General features: G+C 50.1%; 17 protein-coding genes. 11 read left to right on the forward strand and 6 right to left on the reverse strand.

Annotation, left to right across the window (positions count from 1 at the left end; translation table 11 throughout):
• Positions 1-21: 21 nt before the first annotated feature.
• Together EOE67_RS08460 and EOE67_RS08465 are read left to right on the forward strand one after the other, a co-directional pair.
• Positions 22-780: a flagellar motor protein gene (locus EOE67_RS08460; RefSeq protein ID WP_127698664.1), complete on the forward strand. Its 759-nt coding sequence runs from the start codon at positions 22-24 to the stop codon at positions 778-780.
• The gene (locus EOE67_RS08465) at positions 758-1,672 is read left to right on the forward strand and encodes a MotB family protein (protein WP_127698665.1); all 915 of its coding nucleotides are present in this window, start codon (positions 758-760) and stop codon (positions 1,670-1,672) included. Before EOE67_RS08460 ends, EOE67_RS08465 begins: the two co-directional genes overlap by 23 nt.
• 59 nt (positions 1,673-1,731) lie before the next feature.
• Here EOE67_RS08465 and gppA read toward each other — a convergent pair whose 3' ends face one another.
• Both gppA and rhlB read right to left on the reverse strand, forming a co-directional pair.
• Positions 1,732-3,276: a guanosine-5'-triphosphate,3'-diphosphate diphosphatase gene (gppA, locus tag EOE67_RS08470; RefSeq protein ID WP_240652755.1), complete on the reverse strand. Its 1,545-nt coding sequence runs from the start codon at positions 3,274-3,276 to the stop codon at positions 1,732-1,734.
• The gene (gene rhlB / locus EOE67_RS08475; RefSeq protein ID WP_127698667.1) at positions 3,242-4,513 is read right to left on the reverse strand and encodes an ATP-dependent RNA helicase RhlB; all 1,272 of its coding nucleotides are present in this window, start codon (positions 4,511-4,513) and stop codon (positions 3,242-3,244) included. The genes gppA and rhlB overlap by 35 nt, the downstream gene beginning before the upstream one ends.
• Before the next feature lie 163 nt (positions 4,514-4,676).
• Between rhlB and trxA the strand changes: the two genes are divergently transcribed.
• The 3 genes from trxA to EOE67_RS08490 all read left to right on the forward strand — a co-directional run bounded on the left by trxA (position 4,677) and on the right by EOE67_RS08490 (position 7,858).
• The gene (gene trxA, locus EOE67_RS08480) at positions 4,677-5,003 is read left to right on the forward strand and encodes a thioredoxin TrxA (protein WP_127698668.1); all 327 of its coding nucleotides are present in this window, start codon (positions 4,677-4,679) and stop codon (positions 5,001-5,003) included.
• Positions 5,004-5,209: 206 nt separating this feature from the next.
• Entirely contained in the window at positions 5,210-6,478 is a 1,269-nt protein-coding gene (gene rho, locus EOE67_RS08485; RefSeq protein ID WP_127698669.1) for a transcription termination factor Rho, read from the forward strand.
• Positions 6,479-6,562: 84 nt separating this feature from the next.
• On the forward strand, positions 6,563-7,858 hold the full coding sequence (locus EOE67_RS08490) for an NAD(P)/FAD-dependent oxidoreductase (protein WP_127698670.1): 1,296 nt from the start codon (positions 6,563-6,565) through the stop codon (positions 7,856-7,858).
• Positions 7,859-7,959: 101 nt separating this feature from the next.
• Here the strand turns inward: EOE67_RS08490 and EOE67_RS08495 are convergent, their stop codons facing one another.
• The 4 genes from EOE67_RS08495 to EOE67_RS08510 form a co-directional block, all read right to left on the reverse strand.
• A complete protein-coding gene (locus EOE67_RS08495; RefSeq protein WP_127698671.1) occupies positions 7,960-8,262 on the reverse strand; it encodes a hypothetical protein in 303 nt (100 codons plus the stop codon).
• A gap of 59 nt (positions 8,263-8,321) precedes the next feature.
• Positions 8,322-8,882 (reverse strand): RNA 2',3'-cyclic phosphodiesterase, encoded by a 561-nt coding sequence (gene thpR, locus EOE67_RS08500; protein WP_127698672.1) that lies wholly within the window; start codon positions 8,880-8,882, stop codon positions 8,322-8,324.
• Positions 8,872-9,651: a 23S rRNA pseudouridine(2604) synthase RluF gene (gene rluF, locus EOE67_RS08505; protein ID WP_127698673.1), complete on the reverse strand. Its 780-nt coding sequence runs from the start codon at positions 9,649-9,651 to the stop codon at positions 8,872-8,874. Before rluF ends, thpR begins: the two co-directional genes overlap by 11 nt.
• An 85-nt stretch (positions 9,652-9,736) precedes the next feature.
• Entirely contained in the window at positions 9,737-10,087 is a 351-nt protein-coding gene (locus EOE67_RS08510; protein ID WP_127698674.1) for a VOC family protein, read from the reverse strand.
• 225 nt (positions 10,088-10,312) lie between these two features.
• On the opposite strand from EOE67_RS08510, the gene yjjG reads away from it, so the two are divergent.
• From yjjG to EOE67_RS08540, 6 genes are all read left to right on the forward strand, one after another.
• Positions 10,313-10,996, forward strand: a complete 684-nt coding sequence (yjjG, locus tag EOE67_RS08515; protein WP_206099533.1) for a pyrimidine 5'-nucleotidase — start codon at positions 10,313-10,315, stop codon at positions 10,994-10,996.
• A gap of 252 nt (positions 10,997-11,248) precedes the next feature.
• Positions 11,249-11,554, forward strand: coding sequence for an ArsR/SmtB family transcription factor (locus EOE67_RS08520; RefSeq protein WP_068069735.1), 306 nt, complete (start codon positions 11,249-11,251; stop codon positions 11,552-11,554).
• A gap of 33 nt (positions 11,555-11,587) precedes the next feature.
• The gene (locus EOE67_RS08525) at positions 11,588-12,649 is read left to right on the forward strand and encodes an alkene reductase (protein WP_476748466.1); all 1,062 of its coding nucleotides are present in this window, start codon (positions 11,588-11,590) and stop codon (positions 12,647-12,649) included.
• Positions 12,650-12,819: 170 nt separating this feature from the next.
• The gene (locus EOE67_RS08530; RefSeq protein ID WP_127698675.1) at positions 12,820-14,334 is read left to right on the forward strand and encodes a sensor histidine kinase; all 1,515 of its coding nucleotides are present in this window, start codon (positions 12,820-12,822) and stop codon (positions 14,332-14,334) included.
• Positions 14,312-15,505, forward strand: coding sequence for a hypothetical protein (locus EOE67_RS08535; RefSeq protein WP_127698676.1), 1,194 nt, complete (start codon positions 14,312-14,314; stop codon positions 15,503-15,505). Before EOE67_RS08530 ends, EOE67_RS08535 begins: the two co-directional genes overlap by 23 nt.
• Positions 15,506-15,524: 19 nt before the next feature.
• Positions 15,525-15,971, forward strand: coding sequence for a hypothetical protein (locus EOE67_RS08540; protein WP_127698677.1), 447 nt, complete (start codon positions 15,525-15,527; stop codon positions 15,969-15,971).
• Positions 15,972-16,033: the final 62 nt, after the last annotated feature.

The raw sequence follows: 16,033 nt of genomic DNA on the forward strand, positions 1-16,033 counted from the left end.
GAACGACATACATGGTGAACTATGAGTTTGATCGGATTGATCATTGCGCTGTGCTGTATTATTGGTGGGAACATACTGGAAGGTGGACACCCCGGCGCATTGCTAAACGGCCCAGCATTTTTGATTGTAGTCGGCAGTACCTTCGGTGCCGCTTTAACTCAATTTCCTTTTTCAGCCCCTATGGGGGCCATAAAACGCTTTAAGTGGCTGATCATTCCGTTAAAACTAGATTTGTACGAGCGCAGTATGTACATGCAGGAATTATCCAACATGGCGCGCAAAGGCGGTTTTTTAGCGCTTGAAGAAAAAATCGATGACATTGCCGACCCTTTTTTAAAGAAAGGTCTGGGCATGTTAATCGATGGTTTTGATAAAGATCGGATCAGCGAAACGCTGGAAGATGAAATTGAATTTGAACAAGAAGATTTGGAATTTACCGCCAAATTCTATGAAGCTATGGGTGGTTATTGCCCGACAATGGGGATTATCGGTGCAGTTTTAGGCTTAATTCACGCGATGGGTTTGCTGGATAGACCGGACGAACTCGGTGGTGGTATTGCAGTTGCATTTGTCGCAACCATCTACGGGGTCGCTTTTGCCAACCTGATTTTCCTACCTTTCGGTAACCGTTATAAATTCTTTGCTCACGAAATTAAGCACTATAAAATGATGACGCTGGTCGCCATTATGGGCATTGCCGACGGTATTTCACCGCAACAACTTGCGACCCGGTTAGAAGGGTACGTTGGAGGTCATGGTGGCAAAACCGAAGAAGCCTGAACCGCCAGAGAATCATGAACGCTGGTTGGTTTCCTTTGCTGACTTCGTGACGTTGCTGTTTGCACTCTTTGTAGTGTTGTATTCGTTCGCCATGGCGAAACAATCTGAGTACAACGCCATGGTGAAAGCCTTTATGGATTCGATGGGAACTGTCGGGCTGATTTCCAGACCTGCCGGGACACCAGCACTGGAAGGTGGCACCGGTATTCTGGAAAAACAAACCGACATTAAAGCGGCCGCTGGCGAGAAAGATCCAGCCGATGCCCTGCCCCCGGAACCCTTGCCCGTTGAAGCCCTTGCGATTGATTTGAACGTCGGTAACTCGCAAAAAGACGCCAAAGAAGATTTGCAGTTATCGGATGCCAGCTCGTTGGTCAGTAAGGAAAAAGATCAGGAAGAATTGGTTGGAAAACTTCGTAAACAGCTTGAAAATCAACGTGTTGAAGTGGAACAACTTGGTCAGCAGATCATCATCCGGATTAATGACAACGCCTTATTTCCGGAAGGTTCGGCCTTTTTACAACCAAGATTGATCCCACTGGTGCAACAAATCAGTACCTTGTTACAGGATATTCCAGGTGCAGTGTCGGTCACTGGCCACACGGATGATACCTTGACCGAAACTTCCGATGGTCTGTTCCGGAGTAACTGGGAGTTATCAGCGCTGCGGGCGGTGGCGATCGTCGAAGTGATGATCCAGAACAACAAACTGGCGGCAAACCGGATCACGGCGCAAGGTCGTGCCGATACCATGCCTCTGGTCGACAATAGCAGTACGGCCAACCGCGCGAAGAACCGCCGGATTGAAATCAGTATTTTACAGGGTGAAGCCGACGAAGGCGGTGTGATCAGAGTGGAAAAACCGCCTGCTGACGCTACAACTAAACCTTAAAAAAAGGCCGGAATAAAAAGGGGTTGGGGCTAATTGTAAACAATTAACTCCGACCTTTTTTATTTCAACAGCAGTAACCAACCGGCTTGTTGCTGATAAGCCACTTCCTGCTCCAGCTCCGCGCGCATCAGCGGATGTTGCTCTAACCAGCCTTTGGGTAGCGTCAGCGTCAGGCTTTCTGCCTGAGCACTGATTTGTACTTCAGGTAACACTTCGTGTCGCCGGCGCATCGATAACACCACAGAAATCCGCAATAACCGGGTTAACCGCACAGCGAGCAATACCGAGGTCATGGTTTGGCGAGCGATAATTTCGCGGTTGATATCAGCGCGGTGGTTATACACCAGCGCCATCAGCAGTTGCTGCTGAGCACGGGTAAAACCAGGCAATTCAGTGTGGCTGATAATATAAGCACCATGATGATGATGGTTTTTGTATTCGATCAATAAACCAAGCTCGTGTAATAAGGCACCAGATTTGAGCATACTCAAACCTTCAAATTTACCCAGTTGCCACTGCGCCTGTAGCTGATTGGCCAGTTGCAGCGCCATTTCTGCCACCCGATTGGCGTGCTGCTCGTCGATGTAATAACGCACCATCAAACTGGCAATAGTCCGGTTACGAACATCCATATGCTGCAGTTGCGGTAGCATGCCGTACAACACACCTTCGCGCAGTGCGCCGCCGGATAAGGTCATCCCCGGAATGTGTAATTTGCGGAACAAGGCAATCAGGATCGAAAGGCCAGACGGAAATACCTGCTTACGCTCTTGTGCCAGCCCAACCAACGTCAGTTGCTCCAGCTGACCACAGACTAAGGCTTGTTGCAAAATGCCTTCTAATCGCGCCAGCGTAATGACTTCATCCTGCCCTTGCGCCACCAGAATTTCCTGCATCGCCTGCACTGTGCCGGAAGCACCCACCGAAATCTGCCAGCCGGAGGCGATAAACTGCTGCGCGATAGTTTCAACTTCGGCTTCTGCTGCGGCAATCGCGGCATTAAAGTTATCTTCGGTCAGCAGACCATCAGCGAAATAGCGGTCCAGATAAGTCACGCAGCCCATATTCAGGCTGGCCAGCAACAAAGGTTGAAAACCAGTGCCAACGACAATTTCGGTCGAAGCGCCACCGATATCAATGACTAAGCGGTTGGAATCACAATTGGAGGTATGGGCAACGCCAAGATAAATCAGCCGGGCTTCTTCTTCGCCAGCGATGATTTCGATTTGGTGACCAAGAATTTTTTCAGCTTCAGCGAGGAAAACTTTGACGTTGCGGGCAAGGCGCAAGGTGGCGGTGCCGACAATACGAATATTCGCTGCCGGAATATCCTGTAGCCGCTCTGCGAACAGCGCCAGACATTCCCAGCCCCGATTCATGGCTTTTTTACTGAGCACCAGACTGTCATTCAGACCCGCCGCCAACCGCACTTTGCGTTTGACCCGGCCTATCACCTGCACACTGCCGCCAACCACTTTCACCATCAACATGTGAAAGCTATTGGAGCCGAGGTCAATCACAGCATAAATATCTTCATGCTGTGATTGCGCAGGCGTCGCGACACCAGGCTTAACGAGGTCTGGCGCGTTGTGGTCTTGGACCATTCGGATGGCTACGTCCTGCATTACGCGCTTGTCCCGGACGACGACGAACCCTGGCTTTTGGCTGGATTAAGTCGGTCAGAAGGGCTTTCGCATCGTATTGAGTCACTGCGATTGGATGACGGATGTAATCTTCAATGGCGGTTAGATTTAACGCATAACGCTCGCAGGCAAAACTGATCGCCTTACCGCTTTCGCCAGCACGACCAGTACGGCCAATGCGGTGCACGTAATCTTCGCAGTCATCCGGTAAGTCAAAGTTAAACACATGGCTGACCATTGGAATATGCAGACCACGGGCAGCAACATCGGTTGCCACCAGAATATCGAGTTTACCAGTGGTGAAATCATCCAGAATTTTTAAACGTTTTTTCTGGATCACATCACCGGTGAGCATGCCAACACGATGACCATCGGCTTCGAGCCAAGCGAAAATGTCTTCGCACCAGTGTTTGGTATTGGCAAACACAATAGCTTTATCCGGCCATTCTTCTTCCATTAAGCTCAAGAGCAATGGAATTTTGTGTTCGCTCGATGGGTAAAATAATTCTTCGCTGATGCGGCTGCCGGTCATTTGCTCAGGCGCAATGTGAATATGTTCCGGCTGGTTCATTTGCTCGAACGCCAGTTCCTGCACCTTGTAAGATAAAGTTGCTGAAAACAGCAAACTTAACCGTTCAGTGGCGGGTGGCATCCGGGTAAACATGTAGCGAATGTCTTTGATAAAGCCCAAATCGAACATCCGATCGGCTTCATCCAGTACCACCACCTGAATTTGTTTCAGGTCGTACAGGCCTTGTTTCATGTAGTCAATTAAGCGGCCGGTGGTGCCAATTAAAATATCTGCGCCATTTTCTAATAACTGGCGTTGAGAATCGTAACCCTCGCCCCCATAAATCAGAGCAAGCTTCAGACCAGAATGTTTTGCCAGTAACAAGGCGTCAGTATGGATCTGAACCGCCAGTTCACGCGTAGGAGCCATAATAATGGCACGTGGTTGACCTGAACCTCGAGGTTCATGGGTCAGCAGGTAATGGAAAGTGGCAGTCAGAAAGGCCAGGGTTTTCCCGGTGCCGGTCTGTGCCTGACCTGCGATATCTTTACCGGCCAGTGCCAGTGGTAAACACTGTGCCTGGATCGGCGTACAATTGGAGTAACCTTGCGCAGCGAGTGCGGCAAGAACCTGAGGTGCCAATGCAAAATCGGCGAATTTATGCTGAGTGAGGTGTGTTTTATTCATACCGGCTTAGCATAACCGTTACGCTTGCAATAAGGAACAGTCAGGATAAAATTGATGCCAGAATTTTCACTGGTGCAAACAACGCTTTGGGTTCACCCAAAATGATGCACCTTAAAACAGCTGAATATCGCAGTATCCCTGCCCAGCCCTATCGGAGAGTACAATGAGCGAACATATTTTACAGGTTTCTGATGACAGCTTTGAAGCTGACGTATTAAAAGCTGAAGCACCTGTGTTGGTAGACTTCTGGGCTGAATGGTGTGGTCCGTGCAAAATGATCGCGCCAATTCTGGCCGATGTGGCCGTGGAATATGCCGGCAAAGTCACCATTGCCAAAGTGAATATCGACCATAACCCAGCCACGCCACCAAAATTTGGTATTCGTGGTATCCCAACGTTGTTGTTATTCAAAAACGGTGCTGTTGCCGCGACGAAAGTCGGCGCTTTATCTAAAACTCAGTTAAAAGAATTCCTCGATTCAAATATCTGATTTGTGCCACAGAACCGTGTAGATTAAGAGGCGTATTTTTGTACGCCTTTTTTCTGACTGCCGCTGGACGTCCAAAACTTATCCTGCTAAGGTGTAGCTCAGCAACTTCTCAAATAACCCGCTTCCTCGTTGGCTAATTCAATTCTGAAAATCAATTGCTCAGCGAAAAGCTATCTTTCTGTTTTGATACACAAGAACCCATCAATATGCATTTAACCGAACTGAAGCTGAAGCCGATTAACGAGCTGGTTGATCTGGCCGAAACCATGGGCCTGGAAAATATGGCCCGGCTGCGTAAGCAAGATATCATTTTCGCCATTTTGAAATCTCATGCCAAAAACGGCGAAGAGATTTACGGTGACGGTGTCGTCGAAATTCTGGCCGACGGATTTGGCTTCCTGCGCTCATCTGACAGTTCTTATTTAGCTGGCCCAGACGATATTTACGTCTCGCCAAGCCAGATCCGCCGTTTTAACCTGCGTACCGGTGACAGTATTTCTGGCCTGATCCGCCCGCCAAAAGAAGGCGAACGTTATTTTGCGCTGCTCAAAGTGAACGAAGTGAACTTCGGCCGCCCTGAGCAAGCCCGCAACAAAATTTTATTTGAAAACTTAACACCACTGCATGCCAATTCACGGCTGCGGATGGAACGTGGTAACGGCAGTAAAGAAGACATTACCGCCCGCGTCCTCGACTTAGCCTCACCGATTGGCCGCGGCCAGCGTGGTCTGATTGTCGCACCACCCAAAGCCGGTAAAACCATTCTGTTACAGAACATCGCCCAGTCGATTGCTGCCAATTACCCGGAATGTGTGTTGATGGTATTGCTGATTGACGAGCGTCCGGAAGAAGTCACCGAGATGCAGCGGATGGTGAAAGGTGAAGTGGTCGCTTCAACCTTCGACGAACCAGCCAGCCGTCACGTGCAAGTCGCTGAAATGGTAATTGAAAAAGCCAAACGCTTGGTTGAACACAAAAAAGACGTGATCATCCTGCTCGATTCCATTACCCGTTTAGCCCGTGCTTACAACACCGTTATCCCAAGTTCAGGCAAAGTCCTGACCGGTGGTGTGGACGCCAACGCGCTGCACAAACCAAAACGCTTTTTTGGTGCTGCCCGTAACGTGGAAGAAGGTGGTAGCTTAACCATTATCGCGACAGCGCTGGTGGATACCGGTTCGAAAATGGACGAAGTCATTTACGAAGAATTTAAAGGTACCGGTAACATGGAACTGCACCTTTCGCGCAAAATCGCCGAACGCCGTGTGTTCCCTGCCATCGACTTTAACCGTTCAGGTACCCGTCGTGAAGAATTGCTGGCATCCGCAGAAGAGCTGCAAAAAATGTGGATCTTACGCAAAATTCTCAATCCAATGGATGAGACCGATTGTATGGAATTCCTGATTGACCGTTTACAGATGACGAAGACCAATGACGAGTTCTTCGATTCAATGAAACGGCAAAAAAATAGCTGATCCTGAGCCGGCATCATTGCCGGCTTTATTTTTGCTGCCAGGCAGCAGAAGCACCTCCTTCCAAATTGAAATGAGTAACAACAAATGGCACGCGCAAGAATCATTGTTATCGGCGGTGGCGCCGGTGGTCTGGAACTGGCAACCCGTTTAGGCAACAAACTCGGCCGCAAAGCTACAGCCGACATTACGCTGGTTGACCGAAATCCGACGCATATCTGGAAACCACTGTTGCATGAAGTAGCGACCGGCACTCTTGATGTTGATATTGATCAGGTAAACTACCGTGCCCACGCCAGAGCCCATGGCTTTGACTTCCAGATGGGCACCATGACTGGACTTGATCGTGAACAACGCACCGTCACTCTGGCGCCGATGTATGATGAGAATGGCGAAGAGATTTTATCTGAGCGCCAGTTAAGTTATGACTATCTGGTGTTGGCAATTGGCAGCGTCTCGAACCATTTCGGCACCCCAGGCGTCCCTGAAAACTGTATTTTCCTGGACAGTCCGGTCCAAGCCAACCGCTTTCATCGCCGGTTATTAGAAGCCTACTTAAAACTGAATTCCCCTGGCCATCCGAAAGATAACCTGAATATTGCCATTGTTGGTGCCGGTGCCACCGGCGTTGAATTGGCTGCCGAGTTACACCATGCCGCGGCAGAACTGAATTTGTACGGTTTTGGCGATATGAAACGTGATCGCTTAAAAATCAGTATGATTGAAGCTGGCCCGCGGATTTTACCTGCCTTACCAGAGCGTATCGCGGCAGCGGCACATAGAGAGCTGGTGAAGCTTGGTGTTGATGTCAGGGTTTCAACCAAAGTGACTGCAGCCGATGAACATGGCCTGCAACTCGGTGATGAACATTTAGCTTCTGAATTGATGGTGTGGGCGGCGGGGATCAAAGCACCTGATTTTCTTAAGGATTTGGCAGGCCTTGAAAACAATCGGATGAACCAGCTGCTGGTTTTGCCAACACTGCAGACGACCCGCGACAGTCAAATTTATGTGATTGGTGATTGCGCTGGTTGCCCACTGCCAGATAATAAATGGGTACCGCCACGGGCGCAATCAGCGCACCAGATGGCCAGTGTCGTCGCAACCAACCTGATGGCGGCGATACAGGGCAAACCGCAACAACCCTATCATTATCATGATCATGGTTCGTTGATTTCACTGAGTCGTTTTGGCACTGTCGGCAATTTGATGGGTAATCTGGTTGGTGGTGCGATGATGATTGAAGGTCGCATTGCCCGCATGGCGTATGTTTCGTTGTACCGGATGCATCAAGTCGCGTTACATGGTTGGTGGCGAACCGTGATGATTTCGGTGATTGGCAGGATTAATAAAATTATCCGGCCACGACTGAAGTTGCACTAAGCAGCAGTCTGGCGCTTGCATGCCATAGGCCGAAGCTTGAGTTTGCAAGCTCAGATTTAAACAGAAACCGCAGCCACACTGCGGTTTTTTTGTTGATGAATTCAGGAACGACGGGAAATTGCCGGCTCGTCAAAATACTGAAACTGCCCTTGCGACAAAGCCGCTTTGCGTTGTTGCTGGTAACCGGCTGACCGATCCTGCAACGGATAGCCAAACACTTCCAGATGCGCTTGTTCCATCAGCTGCTGCAACTCATTTTTATCGGTTAAACCCAACAATTCACCGGCATATAAAAAACCTTCAGTCCGATGTTTTTCAACAGTAACCGGCTGACTGGCCTTACTTTTTTGGAAAATCTGCAAAAACTGATTTTTTGCCTGCTGCATAAATACCTGTTTATCCAAAATCATCACTCCTGTTATTGCGGGTTGTTTGCATCAGTCCAGGCGTTGTCTGCCGCGCGTCAGCGCAACGGCCATTGCCATAACGGCCGGTAACAGACGCCTGCTTGCGTCGATTCACTATGGAACAGCACCAATGCTGACGCGTGTAACTGCATGCGCAGCAGTGGCAACGCAGGCAAATATTTACTATGGCGTGCCACTGTAATATGCGGTTTCAGGTCGTGCTGCGGAGGTGCAAAACCAATGGCGGCAGCCACTTCGCACAACGTCGAATACAGCTCAGCCAACGCCGGATCGACCACATCACCCGCCAGACATAACACCGCAGGGCCTGGCCACACCAGCCATTGATCCAACATGACCGCAAAAGCTGGCAACTGCAACCTGGTTAAAGCTTCTGTTAATTGGCGGGCTTGCATGGCAGTGCTTTGCCCAAGAAATAACAGCGTCAGATGTAAGTTGCGAGCTGCCACTGGCTTCGCTGGAGCGGCAATGTGCGGTAACAAAGCCGCAAGTTGCAGCGCATTGGCAGCGTCCGGCAGAATGCCCAGAAACAGTCGGCGCTCACCCGGCCAATCCAGTGGATCCAGCAAATCTGTGACAACTAACTCAGTCTTCATCCGGCAACTGGTGAAACAAAGCGCCGCTTAACTTTGATGCTTCTTCGGTTTTACTGGAGGTCAGCAACATGGTTTCCAACGCGGTCATTTCCTCAACCGTCAGCTCCCGCCACTGCCCGGCATTTAAACCCGCCAACCGCACATTCATGATCCGCACCCGCTTTAATTTGGTGACATTAAAACCGAGGTATTCGGTCATCCGGCGAATTTGCCGGTTCAGACCCTGGCGTAGTACGATATTAAAGGTATGGCGGGACTTCTGGGTGACCTGACATGGCAGCGTCACGGTCTCCAGAATTGGCACACCAGCGGCCATTTTTTTGATAAAACCATCGTGGATTGGCTTGTCGACCGTCACCACATACTCTTTATCATGGGCATTGCCGGCCCGCAGAATTTTATTGACGATATCACCGTCATTGGTCAGAAAAATCAGCCCTTCGGATTCTTTGTCCAAGCGGCCAATCGGGAAAATCCGCTCCGGATATTTCACCGCATCAACAATATTGCCTTTGATGTGCAATTCCGTAGTGCACGTGATGCCGACTGGTTTGTGGTACGCCAGATAAACCCGGCGTGGTTTGTTTTTCAGAGGTTTGCCGGCAACTTCGACGTTGTCGTCGGCTGAAACTTTGGTGCCGACCAGCGCTACCTGGCCATTCACTTTCACCTGGCCCGACTCAATCAGCTTGTCGGCTTCACGCCGCGAACAAAATCCGGTGTCGCTGATAAATTTGTTTAAACGAAATAACGAAGCAGCGTCAGTCACTGTCAGGGCACCTGTGCGGGAAAAAGTGGCCAAAGTTTAAGGCGAGCCGCCACTTTGAGCAAGTAAAGGCCGGTTTTTACACTTGTTATTCCGCCCAAATCGCCAGTTGATTGCCGCCAGGCTCCAGGAACTCAAAACGATGACCGCCCGGAAAACTGAAAATAGGTTTGACGATGGTCGCCCCTATAGCCGTCACTTCAGCCAGACTTTGTGCCAGATTGGCGCTTTTTAACACCACCAGCGTGCCGCCTTGTGCTGGTGTGGCCACGATGTTCGAGCGGTAAAAACCACCATCGATACCGGCACCAAAAAATGCGATATAGTCCGGGCCATAATCTTCAAACCGCCAGCCAAACAGCGCGGTGAAAAAGTCTTTGCTGGCTTGTGGGTTCAAGCTGGGTAGTTCGAGGTAATTAATTTGATCAGGTAAGGACATATGCACCGCGCCTGCTTTTAGATGATGGTCAATAAAGGTATCACAGTGACAAAAAATTATCCGGCTGGAAGATGTGAGTTTTCAATCGCGGTATCAAGTCTGGGACATTCAGCGGATTGTAGCAACAACTGATCCCATCCCAAGCCAATTGACCACTCCGTTCTGGCATAATGCTGCCTGATTTTGATTGCGGTCAGATCAGTTTTTGTAGACACCGGAGAACCCATGCTGAAGTACGACTACATTTTGTTTGATGCCGACGATACCTTATTTCATTTTGACGCTTTTAGTGGCTTACAACAGATGTTCAGCCGATATCAGTTGCCCTTTGATCAGGATGAATTCCAGCGTTATCAACGCGTCAACATGCCGTTGTGGCAGCAATATCAGGATGGACAAATCAGCGCCACCGATTTACAACAGCGCCGGTTTGAACCATATGCCGGAATGCTTGGCGTCAGTGCTTTACAGCTGAACCAGGAATTTTTACTCACCATGGCCAGGCTATGCACCTTGCTGCCAGGCGCCCGCGAATTACTGGATTTCCTGAAAGGCAAAGCGCGGCTTGGCATTATCACCAATGGTTTTACCGCGATGCAGCAAGCCCGGCTGGAACATTGTGGTGTGGTCGATTTATTTGACCCCTTGGTGATTTCCGAGCAAGTAGGCGTTGCCAAACCAGATCCGAAAATTTTCCAGCATGCTTTTCGCCAGCTTGGTGAACCGGATAAAAGCCGGATCCTGATGGTCGGCGATAATCCGCATTCCGATGTCCTTGGTGCCCAAAACGCCGGTATCGACAGCTGCTGGCTAAACACCACAGCACAGCCACTGCCCGTCGGCATTTCGCCTACCTATCAGATAACGTCATTGTTTGAATTGCCGGCGTTGCTCCATCACCCGATATAGCCGGCAAGATAGTGTTGCAGCGCACTGAGTTGCCTGGGCACGCATGCGATAATACGATGGACACCGTGACATTGCCGTCATCACAGAATTGTGGCATCTCCCCAACGAAGTGAATTTAATTATTGTTGAAAAACATAAACTTAAAGCTTAACTATTAATCAGTCCTTGAACATCGATAATTAACGATATATATTTCGATTAATCGCGATTTAAAGATATATTGAGTTTGGGCCCAAACTGAGTAGATAACCGATGAGTAATAATGAACTGGACGAAATGATCAAAGCGCTGTCGCATCCGATTAGGCGCGACATCCTGAACTGGCTGAAACAGCCGGATCTGTATTTTGCCGATCAGGAGCACCCGCTGTCGTTTGGCGTCTGTGCCGGCAAAATTGATCAAAAAACCGGACTGTCCCAGTCCACGGTTTCGAACCATCTGGCGATTTTGCAACGGGCTGGTTTTATCAGCAGCAAAAAAGTCGGGCAATGGAATTTTTTCTCCCGCAATGAAGCTGCGGTGCAGGCGTTTTTAGAGCAAATGCAGCAGCAACTTTAGCCGGGTTTAAACCACCTAATGTTGAGCACTGAAATGATGAATACAGTCAATTTGTTTGATCCCATTCAACTGGGCGATTTAACCGCAAAAAACCGCATTATTATGGCGCCGTTAACCCGTTGTCGCGCCAGTGCCGGCCGGGTGCCGAATGCACTGATGGCCGACTATTACCGCCAGCGCGCCACGGCCGGACTGATTTTAACCGAAGCCACTTCAGTAACGCCGATGGGCGTGGGTTATCCGGATACACCCGGCATTTGGTCGGACGAACAAGTCGCTGGCTGGAAAGACGTCACCGAAGCGGTGCATCAGCAAGGTGGGTTAATCTTCCTGCAGCTGTGGCATGTCGGCCGGGTGTCAGACCCATTTTATTTAGATGGTGCGCAGCCGGTCGCACCCAGTGCGGTGAAACCGGCAGGCCATGTCAGTTTGCTGCGGCCAATGAAAGATTTTGAAACCCCAAGGGCTTTGACCCTGGATGAAATCGCTGAGGTTGTTGCCGCGTACCGTCAAGGCGCGATTAATGCCAAAGCCGCCGGTTTTGATGGCGTGCATGTGCATGGTGCCAATGGTTATTTGCTTGACCAGTTCCTGCAAGACAGCACCAATCAGCGCACGGACAACTATGGTGGTGCACTGGAAAATCGCGCCCGCTTAATGCTGGAAGTGACCGATGCCTGTATCGACGTCTGGGGCAAAGATCGGGTAGCGGTGCATTTAGCGCCAAGAATGGATGCGCATGATATGGGCGACAGCAATCCGGCGGAAACTTTTGGTTATGTTGCCCGTGAGCTTGGTGCGCGTAAGATTGCCTTTATTTCAACCCGCGAACATGCGGCGGATAACAGCTTAACGCCGATGCTGAAACAACAATTTGGTGGCGTGGTGATTGCTAACGAGCAGTTTAGCAAAGCACAGGCCAACCAATGGCTGGCCGAAGGCAAAGCTGATGCAGTCGCTTTTGGTGTGCCATTTATCGCGAATCCGGATTTACCACGCCGGTTGGAGCTGGATGCCGCGCTAAATGCGCCACGCAAAGAGCTGTTTTATGCTTCAGGCGCTGAAGGTTATACCGACTATCCGCTACTTGCGTAAATCAGGTTGCCGGCACCGCTGACCACAGTGGTGCCGTTCTGCTTTTTGCCCAAGGCTCAATTAGAAACATGCACTCGTCAGACGACCATTAAAAAATTCCCTGCTATCCTTTTGAACAGCAACATAAAGTTATCTGTGTGCGTTTTCGGTGTTCAAGGAGCCTTTGCAGCATGGCAGCGAATTCAACCTCAGGTTTCAGCCTCAAACTGACCGGCAAATTGCTGGTCGTGATTACGGTGATCCTGGTCAGTTGTCAGTTGCTGATGTCCGGATTTTATTGGGTGACCAATGCGCAAAAACTGCAACAAGCCCATCAACAACACCTGCAGCAATTACAAATCACCCTTGGCCAGACCATCGCCATTGATGTCTGGAACTTTAACCCGGGCTCCCTGGAAGTACTGCTAAAACCTTATCTGAATGATGAGGCGATCAAAGCCATTACCGTTCGCGATATGCAACAGAATCAACTGACTTTGCCCCGCACCGCTGGCAACCCGGCACCGGCCACTGCACGCAGCAGCCAGCCCTTGTTTCTGACTATCGCTGGCAACAACGAACAAATCGGTCAGTTGCAAATCATCGACGACATTACTTACATCCATCAGGAACTGCGGCAAAACCTGCAACGTCAGTTCACAGAACTGTTGATTATGCTGGTGTTATTGGCCATCGGCCTGACATTCACCTTGCATCTTTTGGTGCTGCGGCCGTTATGCAAATTGCATCATGCGCTGATGGAGGCGATCCAGAATAAAACCGACACCGTGCAAAACCCGCTGCTCGGTTTACATGACGAGTTTGAAGAAGTAGCGGCCGGGATGGTGGCGTTGTCGGACCGCTTATCCGGCGATATGCAGCAAATTTTGCAATCTCAAACTGCGCTGATGGCTGCGAAAGAAAAAACCGAACAGGCGCTGCAGGACCTGAAACAAACCCAGGAAGCGTTGTTGCAGTCGGAAAAACAAGCCTCATTAGGCGCACTGGTGTCTGGGGTGGCGCATGAAGTGAATACCCCGCTCGGGATTATCATTACCAGCGTCACTTGTATGCACGAACAGCTTCATCGCATTCACAAGGATATGACCGCTGGCAAACTAACACGGCAGGTATTGCAGGACAATGTCAGCTCACTGCTGGAAGCGGCACAATTAATCACCCACAACGCCGACCGCGCTTCGCAGCTGGTCACCAACTTTAAACTGTTGGCGAAAGAGCAAAGCACCGAAGCCGAGCGTAGCTTTGATTTATCTGCATATTTAACCGAAGTGTTGCAAAGCCTGCAACCGCAACTGGCCAAAGCCCATATTGAACTACAAATGCAATTAGAGCCGAAAATCACCCTGGTCGGCATGCCGGGGTTGTTTCATCAAGTGCTGTCGACCATGGTGTCCAATGTCATTCAACACGCTTATCCACGTGGCGAGGGTGGTTATTGTAAAGTAGAGTTGTACCGACAAAACCAATTTTTAATGCTGGCGTTAAGTGATGGCGGACAGGGGATCGAACATGATCAACTCAAGCATGTGTTTGACCCTTTCTACACCACGCAGTTAGGCACCGGCACCAGTGGCCTCGGACTGGCGATTGTGCATCGGATCGTCCGCTCCAATTTATGCGGGCAAATTAGCGTCCAGAGTCGTGAGCAAGAGGGAACCCGCTTTGAAATTCAAATCCCGGCTTAAAGTCCTGCTTTGCTTGTTAGTCACCAGCGTCGCCTGCTTCCTGCCTGCGCAGGCACAACAACCAGTGTCGATCAATGGTTTTGGCTCGGTGCGGCTGGGAAAACTGCTGCCCTCCAAAGACAATCCGCAGCTGGTGGAGTTTTACAACGACGATGGCCTTAGTTTTGCCGACGACACCTTGTTTGGCTTACAACTACAGACCGAAAGCAGTGCCGATCTTAGCTACACCCTACAGCTGCTCGGTAAAGCACTAGAAGATTATGATCCAGACGTCAGCCTGGCTTTTGTCCGTTATCAGCTGGCCCCTGATCACCAACTCAAATTCGGCCGTCTGGCCGTGCCATTATTTGCCCAGTCCGATATTCAATATGTCGGTTATAGCCACGACTATTCGCGGTTGCCCAAAGCGCTGTATTACCGTTTTGACTTTGAAGTCGCCGACGGGGTGGCCTTTGAAGGTCAGCAGATTTTCCAGGATTTTAGCCTGAAGTATGTGCTGCAGCTGACTGAGTTTAGTGGCAATGTGTTTAAACGCCAGGGTTCTGGCGGTATTCCAATCAAGCTGCATCAAATGAACAACCTGCGCCTTGAACTGGCCTATCAGCAATTGCAGTTGTTCGCCGGTGGGGTGCGCGCCGACACCGATGCTGATCAGCTGAACGCACAGTTACTGGCGCCGTTATTGCCGCAGCTGCAGGCATCTACTGCAAGTTTAGCCGCGCAACAACAATTTATGGCGGCGCTTAATTTTAATAAAGACGCCGCATATACTTTTTGGGGATTACGCTGGCAATATCAGGCATGGAGACTGGAGGCAGAACGCTCCCGCTATGGCATCTCCGATAGCGCCGATGTGATCAATACCGCTGAGTATCTCGCCTTATCCTATCGTTTTGACCGCGTGATAGTGACACTGCATCAGGAAAAGCAAACCGAAAATCCGGAAAATGTGCAGTGGCTGACCCAAGTTACAGCACCGGAACTTCGCCAAATAGGTATCAATCTTTCAAGGAGCCTCAATAATACTTCGTACCGGATGCAAGTGTTGTCGTTACGCTATGATTTGCAGCCTGGGATCGCATTAAAAGCCGACATCTTTAATGGCAAACACCAACTTGCTAACGTTGGCCGTTTTAAAGGTTTTTCGCTGGGGGTGGATTTTGTATTCTGACCGTGTCCGCCGCCTGTTCATGCTGATTTTGTGCAGCGGCTGCTGGTCGTTGATGCTGGCCAGGCCGCTGCATGCTGCCGACTTTGTGGTGGTGGTCCACAACGACAACCGCAGTGCGATCACGCAGCAACTGCTGATGCAGTTGTATCTGAAAAAAACCGCTGCCTTTGCCGACGGTAAAGCAGCGACATTGCTACATTTACCGCGATCGTCAGCCGAGCATCAGCAATTTTGCCTGGAACTTCTAAATCTTACCGCCCACCAATATCAATCGTACTGGTCGCGGCTGGTATTTACCGGTAACGCCAGTAACCTGCAATTCGCCAACGCCAACAGCATTTTACAGCAGGTACAGCAAAATCCGGCGGCCATTGCTTATCTGCCGGCAGATACCGCTTTGTCTGGCGTCCGGCAGTTGGGTTTTTTACGCAATGGTCAGTGGCAAGAATCGCCGGTAACTCATTAGAGCAGCGTTGTTGCTGCAGATCCCGCAAAGTTCGCAATCACGACTAAGACTTCAGGCAAAAG

Source organism: Rheinheimera riviphila (assembly GCF_004005945.1).
GTDB classification, from domain to species: Bacteria; Pseudomonadota; Gammaproteobacteria; order Enterobacterales; family Alteromonadaceae; genus Pararheinheimera; species Pararheinheimera riviphila.

Bases quoted from the DNA above. Each gene is read 5' to 3' on its own strand.
- EOE67_RS08460 (WP_127698664.1), top strand. From the start codon at position 22: ATGAGTTTGATCGGATTGATCATTGCGCTGTGCTGTATTATTGGTGGG.
- gppA (WP_240652755.1), bottom strand. From the start codon at position 3,276: ATGGTCCAAGACCACAACGCGCCAGACCTCGTTAAGCCTGGTGTCGCG.
- rhlB (WP_127698667.1), bottom strand. From the start codon at position 4,513: ATGAATAAAACACACCTCACTCAGCATAAATTCGCCGATTTTGCATTG.
- trxA (WP_127698668.1), top strand. From the start codon at position 4,677: ATGAGCGAACATATTTTACAGGTTTCTGATGACAGCTTTGAAGCTGAC.
- rho (WP_127698669.1), top strand. From the start codon at position 5,210: ATGCATTTAACCGAACTGAAGCTGAAGCCGATTAACGAGCTGGTTGAT.
- EOE67_RS08490 (WP_127698670.1), top strand. From the start codon at position 6,563: ATGGCACGCGCAAGAATCATTGTTATCGGCGGTGGCGCCGGTGGTCTG.
- thpR (WP_127698672.1), bottom strand. From the start codon at position 8,882: ATGAAGACTGAGTTAGTTGTCACAGATTTGCTGGATCCACTGGATTGG.
- EOE67_RS08510 (WP_127698674.1), bottom strand. From the start codon at position 10,087: ATGTCCTTACCTGATCAAATTAATTACCTCGAACTACCCAGCTTGAAC.
- yjjG (WP_206099533.1), top strand. From the start codon at position 10,313: ATGCTGAAGTACGACTACATTTTGTTTGATGCCGACGATACCTTATTT.
- EOE67_RS08520 (WP_068069735.1), top strand. From the start codon at position 11,249: ATGAGTAATAATGAACTGGACGAAATGATCAAAGCGCTGTCGCATCCG.
- EOE67_RS08525 (WP_476748466.1), top strand. From the start codon at position 11,588: ATGATGAATACAGTCAATTTGTTTGATCCCATTCAACTGGGCGATTTA.
- EOE67_RS08530 (WP_127698675.1), top strand. From the start codon at position 12,820: ATGGCAGCGAATTCAACCTCAGGTTTCAGCCTCAAACTGACCGGCAAA.
- EOE67_RS08540 (WP_127698677.1), top strand. From the start codon at position 15,525: ATGCTGATTTTGTGCAGCGGCTGCTGGTCGTTGATGCTGGCCAGGCCG.